This window comes from Bradyrhizobium pachyrhizi (assembly GCF_001189245.1).
GTDB classification, from domain to species: Bacteria; Pseudomonadota; Alphaproteobacteria; order Rhizobiales; family Xanthobacteraceae; genus Bradyrhizobium; species Bradyrhizobium pachyrhizi.
Map to the genome: position 1 here is coordinate 87,482 of NZ_LFIQ01000059.1, position 21,192 is coordinate 108,673.

General features: G+C 57.8%; 20 protein-coding genes and 2 pseudogenes. 9 read left to right on the plus strand and 13 right to left on the minus strand.

The features are described 5' to 3' along the window. Nucleotides 1-3: 3 nt before the first annotated feature. The 3 genes from AKL29_RS12990 to AKL29_RS13000 are packed head-to-tail and all read right to left on the minus strand — an operon-like array spanning nucleotide 4 to nucleotide 2,989. Nucleotides 4-852, minus strand: a complete 849-nt coding sequence (locus AKL29_RS12990; protein ID WP_050384451.1) for a carbohydrate ABC transporter permease — start codon at nucleotides 850-852, stop codon at nucleotides 4-6. Then, nucleotides 849-1,769 carry a carbohydrate ABC transporter permease gene (locus tag AKL29_RS12995; RefSeq protein ID WP_050384452.1) on the minus strand — a complete coding sequence of 307 codons (921 nt, stop codon included), beginning with the start codon at nucleotides 1,767-1,769 and terminating at the stop codon, nucleotides 849-851. The genes AKL29_RS12990 and AKL29_RS12995 overlap by 4 nt, the downstream gene beginning before the upstream one ends. Nucleotides 1,770-1,810: 41 nt before the next feature. Then, complete coding sequence (locus AKL29_RS13000; RefSeq protein WP_050384480.1) at nucleotides 1,811-2,989, minus strand: ABC transporter ATP-binding protein; 1,179 nt, start codon at nucleotides 2,987-2,989, stop codon at nucleotides 1,811-1,813. Between the two features lie 565 nt (nucleotides 2,990-3,554). Here AKL29_RS13000 and AKL29_RS13005 point away from each other — a divergent pair. From AKL29_RS13005 to AKL29_RS13025, 5 genes are all read left to right on the plus strand, one after another. Next, the gene (locus AKL29_RS13005) at nucleotides 3,555-4,754 is read left to right on the plus strand and encodes a pyridoxal phosphate-dependent aminotransferase (protein WP_050384453.1); all 1,200 of its coding nucleotides are present in this window, start codon (nucleotides 3,555-3,557) and stop codon (nucleotides 4,752-4,754) included. 10 nt (nucleotides 4,755-4,764) lie between these two features. Next, entirely contained in the window at nucleotides 4,765-5,637 is an 873-nt protein-coding gene (locus AKL29_RS13010; protein WP_244481982.1) for an isocitrate lyase/phosphoenolpyruvate mutase family protein, read from the plus strand. 425 nt (nucleotides 5,638-6,062) lie between these two features. Continuing rightward, entirely contained in the window at nucleotides 6,063-6,890 is an 828-nt protein-coding gene (locus tag AKL29_RS13015) for an MBL fold metallo-hydrolase (RefSeq protein WP_202814543.1), read from the plus strand. 244 nt (nucleotides 6,891-7,134) lie between these two features. After that, a complete protein-coding gene (locus tag AKL29_RS41875; RefSeq protein WP_152977566.1) occupies nucleotides 7,135-7,755 on the plus strand; it encodes a hypothetical protein in 621 nt (206 codons plus the stop codon). A gap of 1,227 nt (nucleotides 7,756-8,982) precedes the next feature. Then, nucleotides 8,983-9,891 carry a LysR family transcriptional regulator gene (locus AKL29_RS13025; RefSeq protein ID WP_050384456.1) on the plus strand — a complete coding sequence of 303 codons (909 nt, stop codon included), beginning with the start codon at nucleotides 8,983-8,985 and terminating at the stop codon, nucleotides 9,889-9,891. A 258-nt stretch (nucleotides 9,892-10,149) separates the two neighbouring features. Here AKL29_RS13025 and AKL29_RS13030 read toward each other — a convergent pair whose 3' ends face one another. From AKL29_RS13030 to AKL29_RS41880, 4 genes and pseudogenes are all read right to left on the minus strand, one after another. Further along, a complete protein-coding gene (locus AKL29_RS13030; protein ID WP_244481984.1) occupies nucleotides 10,150-10,509 on the minus strand; it encodes a DUF2285 domain-containing protein in 360 nt (119 codons plus the stop codon). 250 nt (nucleotides 10,510-10,759) lie between these two features. Beyond that, nucleotides 10,760-10,936 (minus strand): annotated as a pseudogene (locus AKL29_RS46650) (transcriptional regulator domain-containing protein); the annotation flags it as partial. Between the two features lie 167 nt (nucleotides 10,937-11,103). Next, nucleotides 11,104-11,379: a DNA -binding domain-containing protein gene (locus AKL29_RS40665; RefSeq protein WP_082190582.1), complete on the minus strand. Its 276-nt coding sequence runs from the start codon at nucleotides 11,377-11,379 to the stop codon at nucleotides 11,104-11,106. A 60-nt stretch (nucleotides 11,380-11,439) separates the two neighbouring features. Continuing rightward, the gene (locus AKL29_RS41880; RefSeq protein WP_152977567.1) at nucleotides 11,440-12,003 is read right to left on the minus strand and encodes a hypothetical protein; all 564 of its coding nucleotides are present in this window, start codon (nucleotides 12,001-12,003) and stop codon (nucleotides 11,440-11,442) included. A gap of 55 nt (nucleotides 12,004-12,058) precedes the next feature. Here AKL29_RS41880 and AKL29_RS13040 point away from each other — a divergent pair, with 55 nt between their 5' ends. Beyond that, on the plus strand, nucleotides 12,059-12,391 hold the full coding sequence (locus tag AKL29_RS13040) for a helix-turn-helix domain-containing protein (protein WP_244481986.1): 333 nt from the start codon (nucleotides 12,059-12,061) through the stop codon (nucleotides 12,389-12,391). Between the two features lie 519 nt (nucleotides 12,392-12,910). Here the strand turns inward: AKL29_RS13040 and AKL29_RS13045 are convergent. The 6 genes and pseudogenes from AKL29_RS13045 to AKL29_RS13065 all read right to left on the minus strand — a co-directional run bounded on the left by AKL29_RS13045 (nucleotide 12,911) and on the right by AKL29_RS13065 (nucleotide 18,040). Next, nucleotides 12,911-13,105, minus strand: a complete 195-nt coding sequence (locus AKL29_RS13045; RefSeq protein WP_152977568.1) for a hypothetical protein — start codon at nucleotides 13,103-13,105, stop codon at nucleotides 12,911-12,913. A gap of 110 nt (nucleotides 13,106-13,215) precedes the next feature. Then, nucleotides 13,216-13,497, minus strand: a complete 282-nt coding sequence (locus AKL29_RS46655) for a transcriptional regulator domain-containing protein (protein WP_430648868.1) — start codon at nucleotides 13,495-13,497, stop codon at nucleotides 13,216-13,218. Nucleotides 13,498-13,868: 371 nt separating this feature from the next. Then, on the minus strand, nucleotides 13,869-14,258 hold the full coding sequence (locus AKL29_RS46660; protein WP_430648869.1) for a hypothetical protein: 390 nt from the start codon (nucleotides 14,256-14,258) through the stop codon (nucleotides 13,869-13,871). Nucleotides 14,259-14,288: 30 nt separating this feature from the next. Further along, nucleotides 14,289-14,459 (minus strand): annotated as a pseudogene (locus tag AKL29_RS13055) (IS5/IS1182 family transposase); the annotation flags it as partial. Between the two features lie 670 nt (nucleotides 14,460-15,129). After that, nucleotides 15,130-16,047, minus strand: a complete 918-nt coding sequence (locus AKL29_RS13060) for a TauD/TfdA dioxygenase family protein (RefSeq protein ID WP_050384481.1) — start codon at nucleotides 16,045-16,047, stop codon at nucleotides 15,130-15,132. Nucleotides 16,048-16,621: 574 nt separating this feature from the next. Beyond that, nucleotides 16,622-18,040: an MATE family efflux transporter gene (locus AKL29_RS13065; protein ID WP_152977569.1), complete on the minus strand. Its 1,419-nt coding sequence runs from the start codon at nucleotides 18,038-18,040 to the stop codon at nucleotides 16,622-16,624. A 1,295-nt stretch (nucleotides 18,041-19,335) separates the two neighbouring features. Here AKL29_RS13065 and AKL29_RS41890 point away from each other — a divergent pair. From AKL29_RS41890 to AKL29_RS13075, 3 genes are all read left to right on the plus strand, one after another. Further along, complete coding sequence (locus AKL29_RS41890; RefSeq protein ID WP_152977570.1) at nucleotides 19,336-19,686, plus strand: hypothetical protein; 351 nt, start codon at nucleotides 19,336-19,338, stop codon at nucleotides 19,684-19,686. Nucleotides 19,687-19,807: 121 nt separating this feature from the next. Continuing rightward, nucleotides 19,808-19,993: a hypothetical protein gene (locus tag AKL29_RS13070; RefSeq protein WP_050384463.1), complete on the plus strand. Its 186-nt coding sequence runs from the start codon at nucleotides 19,808-19,810 to the stop codon at nucleotides 19,991-19,993. A gap of 42 nt (nucleotides 19,994-20,035) precedes the next feature. Further along, a complete protein-coding gene (locus AKL29_RS13075) occupies nucleotides 20,036-21,190 on the plus strand; it encodes a thiolase domain-containing protein (protein ID WP_050384464.1) in 1,155 nt (384 codons plus the stop codon). The last annotated feature ends 2 nt before the right edge of the window (nucleotides 21,191-21,192 follow it).

Here is a 21,192-nt window from a genome sequence, read left to right on the forward strand (position 1 = left end):
GCGCTACTTCACCGCTCCTCCGGTCATCCCTTCAACAAACCATTTCTGTGCGGCAAGGAAGGCGATGACGAGGGGCAACACGACGAGCGTAGAGGCGGCCATGAGGGGCCCATAGTCGTTGCCAGCCTCTTCGTTCTTGAACGCCATGATGCCGAGCGGGGGCGGCATCAGGGACTGGTCGCGCACCGCAATGAGCGGCCAGAACAGATCGTTCCAATGGCTGACAACCGAGAAGATGGAGAAGGCGATGACGGCCGGCAGCGCCATCGGCAGCATGATCCTCCAGACGATGGCGAGCTCAGAAAGTCCGTCGAGCCGCGCGGCATGCACGACGTCATCTGGAATGGTCTTGAAGAACTGCCGAAACAGAAAGATACCAAAGGGCGAGACAATATAAGGAAAGATCAGCGCCGCGTAGGTATTGAGGATGCCGAGCTGATGACCCAGAGCAAAGAGCGGTAGCGCTAGCACTTGGTGCGGTAGCAGCAGTCCCACCAACACCAGGCCGAAGAGAAGGCCGCGTCCAGGAAAGCGAAGTTTCGCCAGCGCATAGGCACAAGGCGCGCAAACGAGGATTTGCGACAGCAGAATCATTGCACAGACGAGGACACCATTGCCCATATAGCGCAGCAGTGATGTCTCGCTCAGCGCTTTGGTATAGTTCTCGCCAGCATATAATTGAGCGGGCCAGAGGGAGAAGGACGCCCGAAAGATCTCCCCCGGCGGCTTGATCGACAGCGAGACCATCCACACGAAGGGCAAGAGAATGAGCGTTCCGGTCATGAGCAGCACCGCGTGTCGAACGAGGGCTGCTGACAGCGACAAGCGGTTCGAGGAAATAGCGCCGTTCATTGGTAGTGCACCTTAGTGTCCATGAAGCGGACCTGAACGAGGGTAAGCGTCACCACGATGGCGAGAAATACGACCGCGACGGCAGCGCCATATCCCGTGCGCAGATACTCGAAGCTCTCGCGGTAGAGCGTGTAGAGCAGAACTTCGGAGGCGTGGCTCGGCCCGCCTTGAGTTAGCACCTTTACTGTGTCAAAGGCCTCGAATGCCCGTAACGCCACGACGATGACAACGAACATCGTGACCGGTCCAAGCATCGGCAGGGTGACAGTGCGCAACCGATCAATCCAAAGGTCGGCGCCGTCGACATCGGCGGCATTGTATAGCTCCTGCGGGATGCGCTTCAGGCCCGCGAGAAACAACACCATTGCGTAACCGAGATTCTGCCAGATGCCGATCACGGCGAGGATTGGAAGAGCCATATTCTCATCACGCAGCCAGTTGGCGGTCGGCAATCCGATCGCGGCAAGCGCCTGGTTGACGAGACCAATTGTTGGATGCAGCAGCGCTTCCCAGGCGATCGCCATCGCGGTGAGCGTCGCCATGAAGGGCAAGAAATGGACGGCGCGATAGAAGCCGCGGCAGGACCGTCCGCTTTCGATGACGAGCGCGATCAGAAGACCGAGGATGACGGTTCCGGGCACGACGATCAAGGCGTAGACGACGGTATTGACGAGCGAGGCCCTGAAACCCGCGTCCGCGAAGACCTCGCGGAAGTTCGAAAGGCCGACAAAAGAAAGAGAGTTCGCCCCAAACCGCCAGTCGGTCAACGCGATGACGAAGACGGCAGCAACCGGCAGGAAGAACAGGACAAGCAGAAAGAATACTGCGGGCCCAGCCAGCGCCAAGGCCGCCAGCGCTTCCGCAAGGGCGCGCCTGCGAGCCAGCGGAATGGCTTGCAACGGCACTTCGATCGGCATGGATCGCTTGTCCGAAGCCTCGGATAGAGCAAGAGGTCCACTCATCCCACGACCTCCCGCAACGGGGTGACGCAACCCTTAGGAGAATCCCCTTCCCGCCGTAACCGTCGCCCGTCCCGCGTGAACAGAAGAATGCGGTCCGCTCTCGCGCCAACATGCAAGGTCTGGCCGGGCACAATATGGGGCGCCCGCTCGGCAAGCAGCCTTGCGATCAACGGCTGGTCGATGCCGGCCAGGTCAAGATGAACGAAGAGATCTGACCCCATATGCTCGATCATTCGCACCGAACCCGTCAACGTCCCCTGCCCGCCGCGGTCAGCGAGATAAAACGCCTCCGGACGAATGCCGAGCGAGAGCGGCGTACCTGTGAGTGCATCGGCTTCGATCGTGAGCGTTGAGCCGGCCACGTCGATGAGGCCGCGTTCGCGCACCACGCCGTCGAACATGTTGATCTTGGGTGAACCGATGAATTCGGCGACCCGCCGATAGTCGGGATCTGCATAGATATCTTGCGGCGGAGCAATCTGCGGCAACTCGCCGTCGAGCATTACCGCTACCCGGTCCGACAGGGTCATAGCTTCGGCCTGGTCATGCGTGACATAGACGAAGGTGACCCCGAGCCGCTGGTGCAGTTCCTTGATCTCGGCGCGCATCTGCACGCGCAGTTTGGCGTCGAGGTTCGATAGCGGCTCGTCCATCAGGAAGACAGCCGGATGGCGCACCATCGCCCGACCGACCGCGACACGCTGGCGCTGGCCACCCGAGAGCTGCCCCGGTTTGCGCGACAACAGATGACCTATGCCGAGGGACTTGGCGGTACGGGAGACTTCGACATCGATGTCCGCAGTGATCTGCGCGAGTCTTGGCAGCAGACGACCGAGAACAGGAAGCCTCTGTAAGGCTGAGAGCCGGCGCATTCGCAACGGCAAGGCCATGTTCGACGCAACGTTCATGTGGGGATAGAGCGCATAGGACTGGAACACCATCGCGATATCCCGCCGCTTTGGCCGCAGTCCGTCCACAACAAGATCGCCGATCCGGACCGAGCCGGCGTCCTGCACCTCAAGTCCCGCGAGGATTCGTAGCAGCGTTGATTTCCCACAGCCCGACGGCCCCAGCAGCGTCAGGAACTCACCGTCGGCTATCGACAGTGAAACGCTGCGCAGGACAGGAGTCTGGCCGTAGTCCTTCCTAATGCTTTCGATCGAAACCGATGCCACGGCGTATGTCCTCACTGGCATGAAACTCTTCGCGCAAGCGCGACGAGGAGATCGTCTATCCCCTTCAAACGTAGGCTGAGCTTCAAGACCCATCGTGCTACAGCTGGATGACACCGATCGAATAATTCGATGCAAAGCCAAGCTATTTGCGATGGCGCGAGGGTCTCCAGAGCTCCAAGCGAACGCTCAAGACTTGGCGGCCCGCTTAGAGATCGCTCGGGAAACAGAACCTGCCGCGCGCTCCACCGAGCCTCAGCGCCGATCGCGTGTGGGACCAGCGCAGTTTGGCCACCGAACCCGACGCGCCGCGTCTCGCCGGTTCCCCCTGCTCGTTTTCTCCTGGCTGGAGGATTCCACGTGCCGCGCCGCTTCAATAGAGACCGACCAGCCTTGCACGTCTTCTGCCGGATGACGCGCGCCTGCGGCCGTCGCCCTGGCGGCACCATGCGAGGCATCGCAACTTGCGATCATTTCGTTCAACAAACGCGATCGTCAGTTTGTTGGCCGCTTCGGGAGCGAGTAGAAGCCGTCGAGAATTCGTGTCGAAATCCGCAGGTGCTCCATTTTGTCTCTCATTGCAGAACGGCTCAGACTTGTCCGCCCCTCTGAAACCAAGGCCATGACGGCGCGCGCGGCCGAGCTGCGCGACCGGGGTTTCGATGTGATCACGCTCAGTCAGGGTGAGCCGGATTTCGAGACGCCGACCGCGATCCGCGACGCGGCGATCCAGGCAATCCACGACGGAAAGACGAAATACACCCCGGTTGCCGGCATCAAGCCGCTGCGCGAGGCGATCCAGAAGAGCCTGGACCGCGATCACGAGCTCGCTTACGGGATCGACCAGATCACGGTTGGTTGTGGTGCCAAGCAGGTCATTTTCAACGCTCTCTTCGCCAGCCTCGATGCAGGCGACGAGGTGGTGATCCCGACGCCGTGCTGGGTCTCCTATCCCGATATGGTGGCGCTCGCCGGCGGCAAGCCGGTCCTGGTCGACTGCGATCAATGCCATGGATTCAAGCTGCGTCCTGAGGCATTGGAAGCGGCGATCACGCCTCGCACGAAGTGGCTGATGCTGAACTCGCCCTCCAATCCGACCGGAGCGGTTTACAGCCGAAGCGAGCTGCTGGCGCTCGCCGCCGTGCTGCGCCGCCATGCCCATGTCCACGTGCTGTCTGACGATATCTATGAAAAACTCACCTACAACGTCGACTTCGCCACAATGGCAGCCATAGCACCGGACCTCTACGACCGCACATTGACGGTCAACGGTGTATCCAAGGCCGACGCAATGACCGGCTGGCGCGTCGGTTATGGCGCAGGGCCTCTGCCACTGATCAAGGCCATGAACCTGATCCAAGGCCAGACCTCTTCACACACCAGCTCGATCTCGCAATATGCCGCGATCGAGGCGCTGTCCGGCGGGCGGAAGCATATCGATGAATTTGCAGGCGCCTTCCTGCAGCGTCGCGATCTTGTGGTCGCCAAGCTCAACCAGGCCAAGGGACTTTCGTGCCGAGTGCCGGACGGCGCCTTCTACGTTTTCCCTTCCTGCGCAGGCGTTATCGGCAAGCGCACACCGGATCGCAAGCTGATCGAAACCGACACCGATTTCGCGATGTATTTGCTCGATGCGTTCGCCGTGGCCGTCGTACCCGGCAGCGGCTTCATGGCTTCGCCGTACATCCGTATTTCCTACGCTTCGTCGCTCGCGGACCTCACCCGCGCCTGCGACCGCATCATCGCTGCCTGCGCCACCCTGTCCTGAAGGATCTCCCGTGTTTCCTGCCAAGCGCCTGCGCACCTGCATGGCCGAGACTGGCCTCGTCCACGTCATGGCCGCGCATAGCCCGCTTTCTGCAGTTCTCGCAGAAGAAGCCGGATTTGATGGCCTATGGGCCTCCGGATTCGAGCTGTCGGCACTTTACGGCCTGCCGGACATGAGCCTGATCTCGATGACGCAGCATCTCGACATGCTGCGGGCGATCGCGGGACGCACGAGATTGCCAATTGTCGCCGACATCGATACGGGCTACGGCAATGCGATCAACGTGATCCATGCGATCGGCGAGTACGAACGCGCCGGCGCTAGCGCCGTTGTCATCGAGGACAAGACTTTTCCGAAGGTGACGAGCCTTGTTGCCGATGGACGTCAGGAATTGTTGCGGATTGAAGAGTTCCAAGGGAAAACCGAGGCCGCCGTTACGGCAAGACGGGACCCGGACTTTCTCATCATTGCCCGCACTGAAGCCTTAATTGCAGGACTCGGCGAAGCTGAAGCTCTGCGTAGAGCGCAAGCCTATGTAGAGGCTGGCGCCGACATGATCCTGATCCATTCGAAAAAGAAAGATACTTCTGAGATCGAAAGCTTTTCGCGCGCCTGGACCGGATCGGTGCCGCTGGTCATTGTGCCGAATGCCTACCCGGATCTCGATGCGAAGCGCGTCAAAGCGCTCGGCAATATCCGCATGATGATCTACGGCAACTACGGCATCCGAGCTGCGGCAACTTGCATGCAGGAGACATTCCGCCGGATTATCGTCGACGGCGGAGTCCAGAACGTCCATAAGGACATTCTGCCAGTGGACGAGATTTTCAGACTTCAGAAGATACACGAGGTTAGGGCGGCTGAAGCTCGCTTCCTTCGCTGAACGCTTCGCGGCGCGCCATGCGGGGCGCAAGCTGAGCGCCCGAAGCATACCCTCATTTGGATTTTCGGCATTGCCCCTTGCGCCAAGGAAGAAGGATGGAAGACCTGACACACACCGCCGGATTGCCTCACCTGGCAAGAGGACTCAGGTCGCGGCGCCGTGGTGAAAGGAGAATCGAGATAACGAACGATCGTACGGGCGATAAAGAGCCGAAGCGCAACAAACTCCGGCCAGAATTCCCAATTCCGACTCGAGTCCGCAACTACTCACGCGCGACACCTCTGTGCGCTCGGCATGTCGTCGGCGATCTTTTGTCAATGGGGACCACCAAAGATGTACAAGCTCGCACTCTATCACTGCAAGTGCATTTCACCATAATGACCTCAGATTGCCTGACACTCAGACCAGCCTAGGGAGCAAGAATATTGGCCGATTATTTTGAGATCGATTTTCTGGACGTTGAAGCGAAAAGCAGCGGCGACGCGATTTGCGTCCGCTATGAGTTGAACGGTCAGACTTTCATTCATGTCGTTGATGGCGGCTATCAATCAACTGGAGAGAAAGTCGTCAACTTCATAAACAAGTACTATGGCAATCCGAAACGAATCGACCACGTCGTCGCAACACACAACGACGGCGATCACGCCGGAGGTTTGCAGCGGGTTCTGGAAGATTTTGAAGTCGGCGCGCTTTGGATGTTGCGACCATGGACCTATGCGGCGGAACTTCTCCCCCGGTTCAAGCGCTATAAAACAGTCGAAGGACTGGAGAAAGCGCTAAGGGAAGCGTACTCAAATCTAGCGGCCCTCAAAGATATTGCTCTTCGCAGGAAGATTAAAATCTGCGAGCCCTTTCAGGGAGCTATGGTTGGCGCTTTTCAGGTCATGGCCCCGACACGCTCACGCTATCTAGACCTCGTTGTTTCGTCAGAGAAGACGCCGGAGGAAAAGGGTCTCCTCGAAACCGCGCGCGACGCTGTTGTGCGTGTAATGAAAGAAGCCGCTGCGCTTGTTAAGGCGGCTTGGGGCGACGAATATTTTCCCGCAGGTGAGACAAGCAACGAAAACGAGATGAGCGTTGTCCAATATGCTTACCTAAACAAGAGCAAAATCTTACTGACCGCAGATACCGGGCGCGGCGGCCTTCAGGAGGTCATCGATTACGCGCCCTTGGCGGACTGGTATTGCCTGGCATCAATCGGTTTCAAGTTCCGCACCATGGCGGTCGCCACAACGTTACGACCGAATTGCTAGACAAGATCCTGGGTGAAAGGAAAGCGGTGCAGGACGGCAAAACGACCTTCAGCGCAATTATTAGCTCGGCCAAGGCCGATGAGGACCATCCCCGCAAATCCGTTGTCCGAGCTATGCATCATCGTGGAGCCCACGTCATCTCAACCGAGGGCTCGAACAAACGAACTTCGGTGAACGCACCAGACCGGGACGATTATAGCCCTGCCGAGTGCCTGCCATATCCAGAGGAACAGGAAGACTGAGATTGGTAACGATCACAGATCTGTTCGACAATTATGCCCGGCAGGCCAGGTTATTTCCCGGCCTGCTGATGGTTTTCCCGCCATTGATGACTGTCTTAGCTTGGTTCCCGCAGCTCCTTCTTTCCAATGTTGGAACGGCTCTTCTTACGATCGCGGTATCTTGCGGGCTACTTTACGCACTAGGATCGTGGGCACGCACCCGTGGCAAGAACATCGAGGTGGGCCTACTTAAACAGTGGGATGGATGGCCGACGACCCTCAAGCTTCGACATGCGGGTCCTTTAGATCCTCTAACATTGATGCGATATCATGACTTTCTGAGGCGGAGCGTTCCCCATTGGCAGGCACCTACGCCTGACGACGAAAAGGCAAATCCGGCGAAGGCTGATGGTGCCTATGACTCTGCGGTGATCTGGCTAAAGGAAAGGACCCGCAAGGGCTTTCCACTCATAGATAAGGAAAATGCCCAATACGGATTCCGGCGTAATCTTCTCGGTATGCGCCCGATTGGTATTATCGGTCTGCGGCCTCGCTGCCGGCGCTTCCATTCTTGCGATCTATGCGCAGACGACTCAATTCACGACAGCCGCAATCTGGGCTGCCTCCTCAGCGCAAAGACCTGAAGTCTGGGCCGCGACCAGCATAGATTTCGTGGCGCTCATGGCGTGGCTTGGTGTGGTCAACGAACAATGGGTGCGGCAGGCGGCCGACCAATATGCGGATGCATTACTTGCAGCTTGTGACCAACTCACCGCAAGGAGCCAGGCCGCGTCCCACAATCACGCCGTCTCCTGTCCTTAGGGAAGCAGCGACCTCATGCGTTGGCTTGTCCCGTGCTCGCCTCGAACTATTCAGCGAGGAACGGACTGCTCTTGTATCTAAACCGCTCCATGGCTTCTCAAACGGGCTCCAGTCTGGCCTTCGAGACCAACTTGTTGCGCCAAAGTCTGCAATAAATGGCGGGTCTCGATCCGCAGGGCCTGCTCGGGCCCCCGCCTTGTTGCCGATGGACGTCAGGAATTGTTGCGGATTGAGGAATTCCAAGGGAAGATCGAGGCGGCCGTTGTGAAACGGGACCCGGACTTTCTCATGATTGCCGGCACCGAAGCCGTGATAGCAGGACTCGACGAACCAGAAGCACTGCGTCGGCGCGCAAGCCTATGTAGAGGCTAGCGCGGACATGATACTGATCCATTCGAAAAAACGGATCTTTGCGAGGTCGCAAGCTTTGCACGTGCTTGGACGGAATCGACGCCGCTGGTCATCGTGCCGACGCCTACCTGGATTTTAACGCCGAGCGGCTCAAGGCGCTGCGCAACGTCCAAATGAATGAAATACGGTAACTACCGCATCCGGGCTTTTGCCACTGCCGTACAGGAGACCCTCCGCCGGATCGTAGCAGACGGCGGGGTCCAATACGTGGGCAAGGACACTCTACCGCTCGAGGAAATCTTCAAACTTCAAAGGATGGATGAGGTCAAGGTAGCCGGAGCTTGCTTCCCCCGCTGACCTCTTCGCAACGAACAAGACGTTGAAACTATACCTATAGCGCTCGACACCCGCTCAGACGCCATCCTCACGCCGTTAGGAAAGTCTGAGCAGCGGCCTATCACTCTAGCAAGTCGCGCACGTCCGACGCGAGGACGGTGATCGCACCGCGCGAATTAGTACCTAGAAAAATTGCGCGCCAAACCGTACGAAACGCACCAAAATTGCGGATTTTGCGCGCGAAACCCGCTTGATAAGCGGCAATCCTGACGTACGCATCGAATAATGTGATACAGCATCCATGCTTGGCAACGGCCTGCCGCGGCAAGTAGCCAACAGTCCAAGAGCTACCGGAGCAGAAGATGGCTGCCGAATACGATGAGGTGCCCCTCAACGCGGTCCGTGCATTTGTGACCATTGCGAGAGAAGGAAGCGTAACGCGTGCGGCCAACGCATTGGGAATAACCCAGAGCTCGGTCAGCCGCTATTTGGCTGTGTTGCAGGAGTATCTCGGCACAGATCTCGTGGAACGGCGAGGCCGACGAAGTGAATTGACTCAATTTGGACGGCTGTTCGCGAATACCGTTTCCGAACCCCTTGATACAGTGTGTTTCACCGCCAAGAGAATGCGACGCCGGAACCGATCGGACGCCAACCGGATTGTGGTGCGCACGTCGCTTTCGACTTTCGCTTATTCCTTCCTCATTCCTAATCTCCAGGCGTTCTCGGCGGAGATGGACGGCGTGATCGTGGACGTGATCAGTTCATTGTCTCCGCCGACATCTTCCGACAATTTCGACATCTTGATTACCCGAGATCTTTCCGTCATTGAACCGGCCGACGATTGGGAAATCTACAATGAGACCCTCGTATGCGTCGGCTCTCCAGGTCACGTCGCGGGGAAAACGCTGTCGATTGCGCGTTCAATGCCACTTCTGAACATCACATCGCGGCCTGACATAATGCCCACATGGCTGAGGGCGATGAACCTGACCGCAAGAGATATAAAGTCGGGGGCACGATACGATCACAATTACCTTGCCCTGCCGGCCGTCATGACCGGAAAATGCCTCCTGGTTGCGCCTGAAATCATTGTCGGTGATCTCGTGCGCGCGGGAGCACTGCACGTGATACCAGGATCCCGCGCGCCAAGCGGTATGCAATATCGGGCCTATGCGGTCGATCGCAGTGACAATCCCGAAATCGCTCGCGCCTTCTGCCGCTGGGTCGCTCGGCTCTGTAAAAAGGCAGCAATTGCGGAAGCCGCCTAACATCCCATCAGGCGATACCACAAATCATATGAATAGGCACGGACACCGCAGCTCAACGTGGCCGAAGCTGATCGTTCGAGGGCGAATGGTTCCATCCAGCCGGCCTCTTTACTTTACATTGCTCGATAGCCCTTCCGCGGTCGCGAAATCGAGCCGAAGTAATGCCCAAAGGAAACCGCGCGCAATGATGCCTCACGAGCTTACCTGCGAGGCGGCATTGTCGGGGCCGCGGCTGCAACGAACCGATCAGCCAAGAGCTTAGGACTTATCGTACTTGCCTTTGCGCTTGTGACGGAGCAATGCGCGATAACCGCCACGGATGAGACGCAGCCCCTTCTTGACCAGGCGAATGATCCGGCTGCGAACATCGCTTGTTTTCCATCCTCGATCGGGAATGCGATGCGCGCCGAACAGGCCTGCCGCGATTTCGCGATAGCTGTTTCCTTGCAGCCATCCATCTGCGGCACGCAGTGCAAGGATAAGCCGATGCTTGGTCTGGATCGGCAGAGCACGTGGGGAAGGGCCGAGGGGGCGCTGTTCGAGCGCTCGCCAAAAGCGCTGTGCCGCCTGCGAACGAATGTCGAAATCGCGGTCGAGCGGGAGATCGACGACAATCACTGAGCGTCTCGATGGCAGTTCTCTCAGCCAGAGGCGGTGCTTCGCGCCTCCGAGCGGCACGATGGCATGCCATCCATCTGGCGCCCGACGAAGCTCGCTGCCCGTTAGTTTGCCGAGATCCAACTTGTACCGTCTGGACGACCTCAAACCGATAGCTGGGTGGACGGGCAACACGGTCGACAACGCTTCGGGCGCCCAGAAAATGGCCTGTTTGTCGAACGCCGTTCGCGGATCTGGGGCGAAACGAAAGCCCCCACTTCCTTCGGAAGCGGTCCGTCGTCGCGTCGGATCGTTCGCTGCTGGTCAGGACCTGATAATCTCTTTCATACTCGAGGTCGCGACGCAGACATTCCCAGGCAATGTCCTCCGTTTCTACCGTCTTGGCGTCAGGATACGCTTGCTTTGATCTCCAGTCAGCGGCTGCCATCGTACTTTTCTTCCCCGCACGTTCATGCAAGGAATTGCAGCCCCACGATTGTGACGATTTCTGGTTGTGCCAATGCAATTGTTCAATATTGATCTGATCCGTCGATGGAACGATCAATTTTTGCGATCAGAGCTCGATCGAAATCACGTCCGCTTCAAGTGCGTCGCCTATTCACTCTTCGGCCAACCGCGTCGCAGGAGATGACGATAGCCGTGACGCGCCATCCATTTGGCGCGAGCCAAGTGAGTGTCGAAAGCACGACGCGCGCGATCCTGCTCAAGGACCGGATCAACACCGAGCACAATGCGCGCGACTTCGCGCCAATCTGCATTATCCGCCTGTGCATCGAGAAGGCGCAGATAGGTAACGACGTGCTGCTCATCATATGGCGTAAGCTCAGGCGCGCTGGGCGCCACATCTGCGATCTTAGGATCGGCCGACACTGCCTGGAACTCCTAGCAAACTGAAAAACTCTAAAGAAATCTGAGCGACGGTAGCTCGCTTCACGGCATCTTGGTACCGGATTGATTGCCGCAGCCTACAAAATGTTTCCCCGCAGAAACATCAATTGGAGGCGGCCATCGGATATCTGGGGCCTCGTTCCGTCGCTTGTCTCGATTTCGCTCGTTCCGAACTGCGCCGGTGTCGATTTGACCGCGTCCATAATCGCTTGGAGCGCGATGAGCAGATTTGCGTCCTGCAAGCCCTTGCTCGCTCGTTGCCCAAGTAGAAATCGACGTGTGTGGTTTGGCTGACGCACCTGTTGCCTCAATGATGGCTGCTCGGTTCGGTCGGTTGGCGAGAACATTGTTCTCGATTTCGGACTCCACGTGAGAAAGTTTGCTGTTTGGTCGCGCCGCCCTGAAGAAAGCCGCGGAAATTCCGGTTAGCCATGCATTTTGCGGCCGCCAAATGGATGACGAACGGTTCGCGAGCGCGCACTGGCCGAGATCTGGATCGATATGCAGCACGTTTCGATCAACCTCTTTCCAGTCGGCGTCGGCGGCTTCCGGATCGAGAAGTCGCCGGCAGGTCACCAGATGCGACGCGCCACGGCGCAACGGCACTGAACTATCGAACCAGGATCAGCGACGGTTCAGTGGTGGGGTCCGGACGATTCTTATGCGCGCGCAGCAGAGCGACGCAGTTCCGGTTCACAACGAGCGTGAGACGTCATTTTGTCAAGTATATCGAGGTGCAGTATATCGAGCAAGCGGCATCCTTTCCCGCATGGACTTGCGGGAGATATTCGCCACCAACTTGCGCCGTCTGCGCAATGCGAAAGGATGGTCCCAAGACGAGCTTGCCTTCGAGGCCAAGATAAGCCGGGGCTATTTAAGCCTGCTCGAAAAGGGCGAGCACTACGTCAGTATCAAAATCATAGGTCAACTTGCCGAGAAGCTCGAGGTTGAGCCTGCTGAGTTCCTCAAACGGCCCGCAAAGAGCGGCCGCTAGGTAGGCACAGCCCAATACACGTCTTACCCTAATCCATTTTCTGGTCTCTTCCGTAACCTTTGAAAGCTGCTCTAAGAGATTTCCAGCGGTCCCCGCGATGGTTCTGATCGAACGTGCTCGGGTCACTACGGTCAACCGCCAATGGAGAGCTTGACGCCTATGGTCAGTGTTGTCGAGGTCGCGCGCCGACATGATATTCACTCTATCCTGCGAGCCGCCGTTCATATGGTCACAACGGGATCCCTCAGGTTCCTGCTTTCCTGGCCCGAACTGCTCTGCTTGGAGACCCCGAACCGGTGAATTTGGCCATGGCATTCCGATGCTAGCCCGCATCCAAACTGGCCGAAACTTCAGCACGACGAGGATTGGTGAGGAGCTCAGGAAGCGTCGTACTTCTCGTTGCCCTTGCGACGGAGCAATACGCGATAGCCGCCCCGGATGAGACGCAGCCCCCTTCCGGATCAGGCGGATGATCCGGCTGCGTAGATTCGGTCCGATGGCGCGATGTTCGAACGCCAATCAAAATCTGCGTGCTGCCTGCACACGAATGTCGAAATAGCGCTCGAGAGGCAGGTCCACGGCAACCAATGAGCCGCCGGGGGGAAGATCTTTTAGCCAAAGGCGATGCTTCGCTCCTCCGAGCGGCACGATGGCATGCCATCCGTCTTGCGTCGCATGACGAAGCTCGCTGCCCGCCAGCTTGCTGAAATTCAAGTCGTACCCTTTGGACGCCATCGAACAGACGGCGGCGTGGACGGGCAACACGGTCGACAGCGCCCTCAGGCGCCCAGAAAATGGCTTGCTTGTCGAACGTCTTTTGCGGATCAGCTGGAAAACGTCAGCCCCCACTTCCGTCGGAAGTGATCCGACGTCGCGCTGGATTGTTCGCTGCGGACCAAGGCCCCAAAATCTTGTGGATACTCGCGATCCCGGCGTAGCCACTCCCAAGCTATGTCCGCTGCTTCAGCTTTCCTGATCTCATAGTATGTGCTCTCTGATCTCCAGTCGGCACTTGGCATCGTACTTTTTCCTGCATGTTCTTGATGCACACACAGCATTTGGTTACAGTCCATATCGTTCGGAGAGATCAGCAGCAGCCTCGCCATCCAATTAGCGTCTGCTTCCTTTGCGCCTCACGGAAGAGATGGCCGCGTGCGCTTTGGCGGACAAAGTCGTGCGTGCTCGCTCATCGATGATTGCCTTCGCGGCCCAGCCGGCTGGTGTGAACTTAGTTCTCAATTTCGAAATCTAAGTGGCCAATTTTTCCTATTTGGTCGCGGCGCCGCGAAGCAAGTCGCGTTAATCTCGGGAGGCCATCCATTTTACCCCGCATTACGAACGGTTCACGAGCTGACGCGCGATCAGGATCGATGTAGAGCACGATCCGAGCAACCTCTTTCCCTTGGCTTCCGCGCCAGGACCGCCAATACGTCACCAGATGCCGCTCGCCATAGGCGCTGAACTAGCCAGAGCAGGATCAGCGACGATCAAGTGGTGGGGTCCGGATAACCTTACGCATGCGCACCAGATTGGAGCAGTTTCCGTTCACAACGTGCATGAGATGGCATTTTGTCAAGTATATCGAGGTGTCGTATATTGAGCAAGCGGCATCCTTTCCCGCATGGACTTGCGGGAAATATTCGCCACCAATTTGCGCCGCCTGCGCAATGCGAGGAGATGGTCGCAAGACGAGCTTGCCTTCAAGGCCAAGATAAGCCGGGGCTATTTGAGCCAGCTTGAAAAGGGCGCGTACTACGTCAGCATAAAGATAATAGGTCGTCTTGCCGACAAGCTCGAGGTTGAGCCTGACGAGTTCCTGAAGCGGCCCTCTAAGAGAGGCCACTAGGCAGGCATAGCCCCAATGCACGTCTTACACCCAATTTTTTCAGGTCTCTTCCATCGAGGGACGACCGAAGTCCGTATAGAGCTTGCCGAACTCCCCAGAAAGGTCGCCCATCGCCGCATTCGCCAAGTCTCGGATCACCCGTAGCGGGTGGTCAACGCGAACTCGAGCCTCCAGGTCCACATAACTGAAAAGCGAGCGGGACCGTTCGTCACTCCCCCGCATCGCGCCCCCCGGTTAAATCCTGGTCCTAAAGAATCACGATACGAAACGCTCCGCTACTTCTTCGACAGCCTGTTAGGAGAAGCTTGGCACCAGATACGCTACTTGGTCGGCCACCAGTTCGCGCGCTTGCGAGGAGTGTTGTAGGCGTCCTAGCTTGTCCTCAAACCCATCGCATTCCATGCTTGACGGACGAATGATCTGTATGTCACGTGCAGAACACGCGTTCCACTTTCGTCCAAAAAGTAGAACGATCTAAGCCGCTTTCTCCGGCAGCATTGTCCCCTTTCCATCGCGCTAAGGAGAAGCAAGCTAAGGATCAAAATCCCGAGCAAACGACCAAATGATCATCGACAGCGAGCCCCTACTGATGGCGCGCGAGCATGCCAGCCTGGAGCGCGGCCCTCATCGGTGAGATCATGCAGAGCAGGCGCCACGATCTGCAGGCGCGGCGAGACGTAGCCCACCGAGAACGCCCCAATGCCAAGCTCCGCTGCGACAGGCAGCTTTTGCCGCCAGCCACCGCCACTAACGTACGCTCGCGCGGTTATTGGAAAAGAAGAGGCGCGGTCCAGCTCACGCTGGCCGCCGGCCAGCCTGCGTTTTTGGATAACAAGCGGCCGCCTTTACGGCAACTACGTTCCGATTCCACGTATCCGTAGGCAGCTCTAGTCTAGTAGACATTCGCGTTCTGCTGTTTGGTGGCCTTGACGCGCGTTACGCTGCGCCGACCGTCGACGCTGACGGGCACATCACCATCGATCGTGGCGCGACGAACGATGCGAGGCTGATCGCCATAATCATAGATCGCATAATGTTGCGTGGCTCGGTTATCCCAAATTGCTACATCGCCCCCCTTCCAGTTCCAGCGCACAGTGTTTTCGGGCGCGGCGATATAAGACTGCAACATGGCAAACACCTGCTGGCCCGCATATTTTGGGATACCAACAAAGCGCTGCACGATGTCGCTGAGCAACAGGGTGCGCTCACCGGTCTCGGGGTGTATGCGCACGACGGGGTGCTCGGTCTCAAAGATCGTTCTGGTAAGGACGTCGTTAAACTCCTTTCTATCGACTTCCCTGGCGCGAGGCACTAGGCCTTCGAAGTCGTAAGCGTTGGTGTGAACGGCCCAGAGCTCGTCAGCAAGCCGTTGCAGCGGCGGCGGCAGGTCGAGATAAGCGGTCGCGGCGTTCGACCAGACCGTGTCGCCGCCGAATGGCGGGATCACAACGCCTCGGAGCACACAAATCTTGGGATAAGCATGAAGGAAGGTCAAATCAGCGTGCCACATATCGGCCCGGCTCCCGCCGCGGGTGGCGTCAAGCTCGAGGATCGACACACCCCGTATCGGATGCGGCGATAGCTTTCCTAAACGACGAGCAAAGTGCTCCTGCTTGGCATCATCGAGATGACCCTGGTCCCGGAAGAAGATGACCTTGTGCTCAAGCAGTAATCCTTTTATCGCAACGATCGTTTGATCCGGCAGATCGCCGGACAGCCTGATATTTCTGATTTCAGCGCCGATACGCACTGCGCATTTGACGACGTCTGCGCGCGGAATGATGTTATCGATCAAAGCCATTTCACTCATGATGGCATTCTCCAAGTTTGCGGTTTCTTTGACAGAGGCAGGTAACAGCGCCAACTTTCATGGATATGCCTCGTCTTATCGAATGATGCCCAGCAAGTACCATGCCAGCTGCGAAAATCCGGCACTCTCGTCTCGCGGTGTGTGCCTTATAGTAGCCAGGGTTCTACCCAGTGAGTGGTCCATGAGACCAACTTTTGGTATCTGATTTCGATGAATTATTGCCGGCGAAGCCGAGATTTCATCGGGCACCACTCGATGATGCTGAATGCAAGTTTCGCCTGACGCGAGCTGCCAAAGCACCGACGCCCTAAGTCTACACAGCACCGCGCTGACGATCGCCGTGATTCCAGATGTAACCTCGCTTGATTGGAGCGGGCCCAACGAGATCTGGCGAATTGATACATGTGAGAAGGTTGTCTTGATCTCGTGGATGAGACTACCCAATAACATCGCTGCCTTTCGGAATGGACGGCTCGCTTCGTTATGAAAGGCAGGGTAAGCGCCTAAGTGAGATCGCTTAAGGAATGGCAATCTTAACTCTACTAAGCGGAGCTGCAGTGAGTAGCTTATGCGGTCAGGTGTCACGAGCCAGCCTGATTGCTAGCAGCTGGAAACGTACAACCAGGAGCGCCGCGTAGACGGCTTTCCCAATCGATAAGCCAATCCAGATACCAATGGCGCCAAGACCAATCTTCAAGCTGAGCACGTAGCTGAGGGAGAATCCGATCAGCCAGTAAGCGATGCCGGCAAACAGAAGTGGCACCCGCGTGTCCTTCAGTCCGCCCAGGCTACCCGCCGCAATGCTCTGCGCGGCATCAGTGATGAAGAAGCCCGCTCCGACCAAAAGAAGCTTTGCAGCAAGTCCGATTGTCGCGTCGGCATTGACCGCCGATTTGCCTAGGAACAACTCGGCTATCTCAAATCGCGTCGCTATCACCGCAAGCGTCAGCATTGCAGTGATCACGACACCGAACAGGATCGCGACCAGACCTGCCCGCTGGATGCCGGGACCGTCGTTGCGGCCGACCGCATGGCCAACGCGAGCGGCTGCCGCTATGCTGATGCCGAAAGGGATCATAAACAAGATAGTGGAGACCTGAACCGCGATCTGATGGGCAGCGAGTACGTTGGTGCTCATCAAGCCCGCTAGGAGCGTGGCGGCCGACAGTAGCCCGTACCCCATCAAAGAGGCTATTGAGATCGGCATCCCAATCACGATCAGCTGCCGCATCAACTCCCAATCGAAGCGCCAGAGATGTGCAAGCACATGGTAGTCACGGAAACGGCGATGCATTGCGGCGAAACATAAACCGGCCAAGAGCGTCGCACAGTTCACCAGGGTAGTCGCAAGGCCAGCCCCGAACAGCTCCAGTCGCGGCAGCCCGAACTTCCCATAGACCAAGAGATAAACCAGCAGTGCGTTGACAGGGATAGCCGCGAGCGTGATCCACAAAGCCGGCTGCGGCCGATTGACCGCGCACATGAAACTGCGAATGGCCAGAAACGACAACGCCGGAGCCACGCCCCAGGCTAGTCCAAACAGATACTGCTGGGCGAGCCGCGCCGCGTCGGGCGCCTGGCCAAAAGCGAGCAGGGTTTGCTCTCCGTGCAGCACAAACGCGATGATCGGCAACGATAGCATCAGCGCCGCCCACAATCCCATGCGCAACGCGCGCCGTGCCAAGGCGAGATTATTCGCCGTAAAGGCCTGTGCCGCCAATGGTACAATCGCCCCGAGCAGTCCCAAGCTGAAGGTAAAGCTAACGAGATAGAGCCTGCTGGCCAGCGCTGCCGCTGCGAGCGCTTCAGCACCGATGCGTCCGATGAAGACAAGATCAGTTGTCATCATCGCGGTCTGACCAGCCTGCGTCAGCAATATTGGCAACGCCAGTTTCGCGGTTTCGCTTAGGTCGACAGCGAAGCGATGACCAGCCGCCGATCTCGTCAGTTCCTGCCGTGAAGCCGCTGCCCGGCTTGGCTTGGCTTGTTTCACTAAGAGTATCCTTTCGCCGCTCTGAATTCGCGATGGCTTGCGGATGCGGACTCACGCCTGGTCTTGGGCAGTTTCCCCTCGCGGCGAACGCATGCATTCTGTTTGAGCCTGCTTTCGAGCGCCTGGATCAGGCCCGTTCGGCCACTGATGGGATCAGTTCCTTAGCCGTGCCGAGCGATTCCGTCTGCGCGTCCCTCTCTTGCCGTGGATTAAGTGTGAAGCGAACGCTGCAGGTAGCCCCCGCCGAAAACCGGTCAATTACCGGCACCGCGCAATGAGTGCCGGAGCGAGCCGGATACCAGCCTAGTCGATCACGGCGGCATACCCGTGCGCGAGCGCGAACAGCATCGGGGCAGCCAAATTCTCCCGCGACGACGCATACGTGAACTGAGAGTCGATAATCTTAGAAGTCGTCACTGCGAGTCCTAGAGCATGCGATACTGGATGGCATCCCTATTCAAGCTTCGTGCCAACTGCGAGAGCTCGCTTTCTGAAGGCTATCTGCTCAAACGCGCGTTTCGCGAGCTGACATATGTCGCAAATACGACACTAGTCATTAAAGACACTTGATCGCGTCATTGCCCAGATGCGGGCCTTCTCCTACCAAGCGCACTTCTCCAGAATTGGTAGGGGACCTTCTTTCCCTTTTGCCGTATTCTTCACGATCAAGATCGATTACCGGTTCGAGACAAGAGCGCCGCAATTATAAGGGGCAGCGAACCGGATGCCAGACTTTGCGTCCCAGTCAACTACCAGCGTTAGTAATTGACCTTGAGAGAGCCAGTCTAACTAATGTTTAGGGCGGCCTGTAGGAAGATTGGCAAGCAACATCAATCACAAACCGTTCTCGCCAACGGCCCGGATCGATTCGCCGACTCCTCGCTCGCGGAGACGTTGACTTCTCTGGTATGTTGCAACCGCGCTCCCTCCTCCTCATGGAAGCTCATGATAGGTTATCGCCGACGCAACTTTTGAACGATCTGTGGGCGTCGGGTCAATCATTGGCCCGCCATCTCGGCGCCCAGACGTTATCGCACACGGTATGTGCAGTAACGCATCTCTGCTGTTGCGTCGTCGCCGCTTCGGCTGGCTTCGCCTTTGAGCAGGGAGCCCTGGGCAGATTAAGGCGACGTGTACAGAGGCAGGCATGATTGCATCGAGTGAACCGTTATGTGGTGCAGCACGTACTACGCAAAGCACGCCCTACCTACCAGGCGACTTTTACGGAACCGATTATTGGGTCGGGACTGCGGCAAGCTGTTTCAGATTAGTGGTCGTTACTCTCTATAAGACCCATGCGTGAGCAAATTGGCTTGATCGCACGATATGTTGGAAAGGGTCTTTCTCAAGCGGACGACAAGGGCTCAAGTCGCTCAATTGTTCCGGTCCTTGTTCCGCTGATTGAAGCTGTCAAGGAATTGAACACCGCGGGCGGCGGGGAAGTTCAGCGTCGTACTGCTGATGGGACCACTTGGAATGGAGAATCTCCGCCCTGGACGGCGGCTGGGATAGAGAAAAGGAGAACGGAGGGCTGCATCAAATCGGAAACTCCGGATGCGCTGTACGAAGCAGGCCGCTTCGGTCAAAAGCGCGGCAATAGCTATACAGATATGAAAGGTAGCTCCCACACGCCATCGCTCGACTAGGATGTCGAGAAGCTGATCGACAGGTTCTGACGTGACTTGAGCGCAAGCGACGCATGGTTGAGAGACGAGGAGATGCTCAAGCGTATGAAGTATTCGATGATCAAGATGACGTCCTGGATTCTTGAAGCGGAGATCGCGGCCCGCCGACATCGACGTGGCCTGGCTCTATGCCTTTTGCTCGTCGAGCTATCGCGGTTGTCCGATGAATTGGGTCGACCAAGTCGACCTCAATTATATAGCCGACCGGCTCGCTTTCTACGCCAAGCAGACCAATGATTCGTCGTTCGAGCTGCTCGCCACACGCTAATAGAAAAATCGACCACGATGGAGGCTCGAGGAGAGCAAGCCGATGCATCGCGACAAAAACGCCTACATAGTTGGTGCGTGGGAACATCCTGCACGAAAAGCCCCAGACAAATCGGTCGTACGGCTTCATGCGGAATGCGCCGCCGGTGCGCTCGCCGATGCTGGATTGACAAAAGACGACGTCGACGCCTACTTTTGCGCGGGCGATGCGCCTGGCCTTGGCCCACTCACCATGATCGACTTCTTGAATCTAAAGGTGCGCCACTGTGACTCGACCGACATCGGCGGTTCGGCACCCTTGCTGCACATCGCTCACGCCGCCCAAGCTATCGCGGGGGGCAAATGCAACGTGGCTTTGATCACCTTGGCAGGGCGACCCCACAGCGGATGGATCGCTCCCGAGCTGAATCCCACTCAGCCGGATATGATGTGGGAGATGCCGGTTCGGCACACTACAGTGGATATCTACGCGATGTGCGCACGTCGCCACATGCACGAGTACGGGACTACTAGCGAGCAACTGGCCTGGATCAAAGTCGCCGCTTCGCATCATGCGCAGTACAACCCACACGCCATGCTCAGGAAGGTGGTCACCGTTGAAGATGTGCTGTCGTCTCCCATGGTTTCCGACCCCCTGCACCGGTTGGACTGTTGCGTTACCTCGGACGGCGGCGGCGCTGTTGTGGTGACGCGCCCGGAGATCGCTAAGAGCCTCAAGCGTCCGCGGGTGAAGGTGATCGGGGCGGGCGAGGCCGTTCAGGGACAGTTCGCCGGCGCTGTCGAACTTACTGCTTCGGCGGCCAGGCAGTCGGGCGCCATCGCCTTCGCCGAGGCTGGCGTAGAGCCAAGCGATGTTCGCTACGCCTCGATCTACGACAGTTTTACGATCACCGTGCTCATTGCGCTGGAGGATCTCGGGTTCTGCGAAAAGGGAATGGGCGGCCGTTTGGTTGCCGACGGCAACCTGATCTCTGGTATCGGCCGCTTGCCTTTCAATACCGATGGTGGCGGCCTGTGCAGCAGCCACCCGGCGCGCCGAGGCGGAATCACCAAGGTGATCGAAGCCGTCCGTCAGCTGCGAGGCGAGGCGCATCCAGCTGTCCAGGTGAAGGATTGCACGCTGGCGCTGGCGCACGGGACCGGCATGTTGCTGGGCACCCGCCATAGCAGCGTCACCCTCATCTTTGAACGGGAGTAGTC

What these genes read in the sequence shown, in the direction of transcription:
- AKL29_RS12990 (WP_050384451.1), bottom strand. Translation starts at nt 852, where the DNA reads ATGAACGGCGCTATTTCCTCGAACCGCTTGTCGCTGTCAGCAGCCCTC.
- AKL29_RS12995 (WP_050384452.1), bottom strand. Translation starts at nt 1,769, where the DNA reads ATGCCGATCGAAGTGCCGTTGCAAGCCATTCCGCTGGCTCGCAGGCGC.
- AKL29_RS13025 (WP_050384456.1), top strand. Translation starts at nt 8,983, where the DNA reads ATGGCTGCCGAATACGATGAGGTGCCCCTCAACGCGGTCCGTGCATTT.
- AKL29_RS13040 (WP_244481986.1), top strand. Translation starts at nt 12,059, where the DNA reads ATGCGCGCGCAGCAGAGCGACGCAGTTCCGGTTCACAACGAGCGTGAG.
- AKL29_RS46655 (WP_430648868.1), bottom strand. Translation starts at nt 13,497, where the DNA reads ATGGCGAGGCTGCTGCTGATCTCTCCGAACGATATGGACTGTAACCAA.
- AKL29_RS13060 (WP_050384481.1), bottom strand. Translation starts at nt 16,047, where the DNA reads ATGAGTGAAATGGCTTTGATCGATAACATCATTCCGCGCGCAGACGTC.
- AKL29_RS41890 (WP_152977570.1), top strand. Translation starts at nt 19,336, where the DNA reads ATGCGTGAGCAAATTGGCTTGATCGCACGATATGTTGGAAAGGGTCTT.
- AKL29_RS13075 (WP_050384464.1), top strand. Translation starts at nt 20,036, where the DNA reads ATGCATCGCGACAAAAACGCCTACATAGTTGGTGCGTGGGAACATCCT.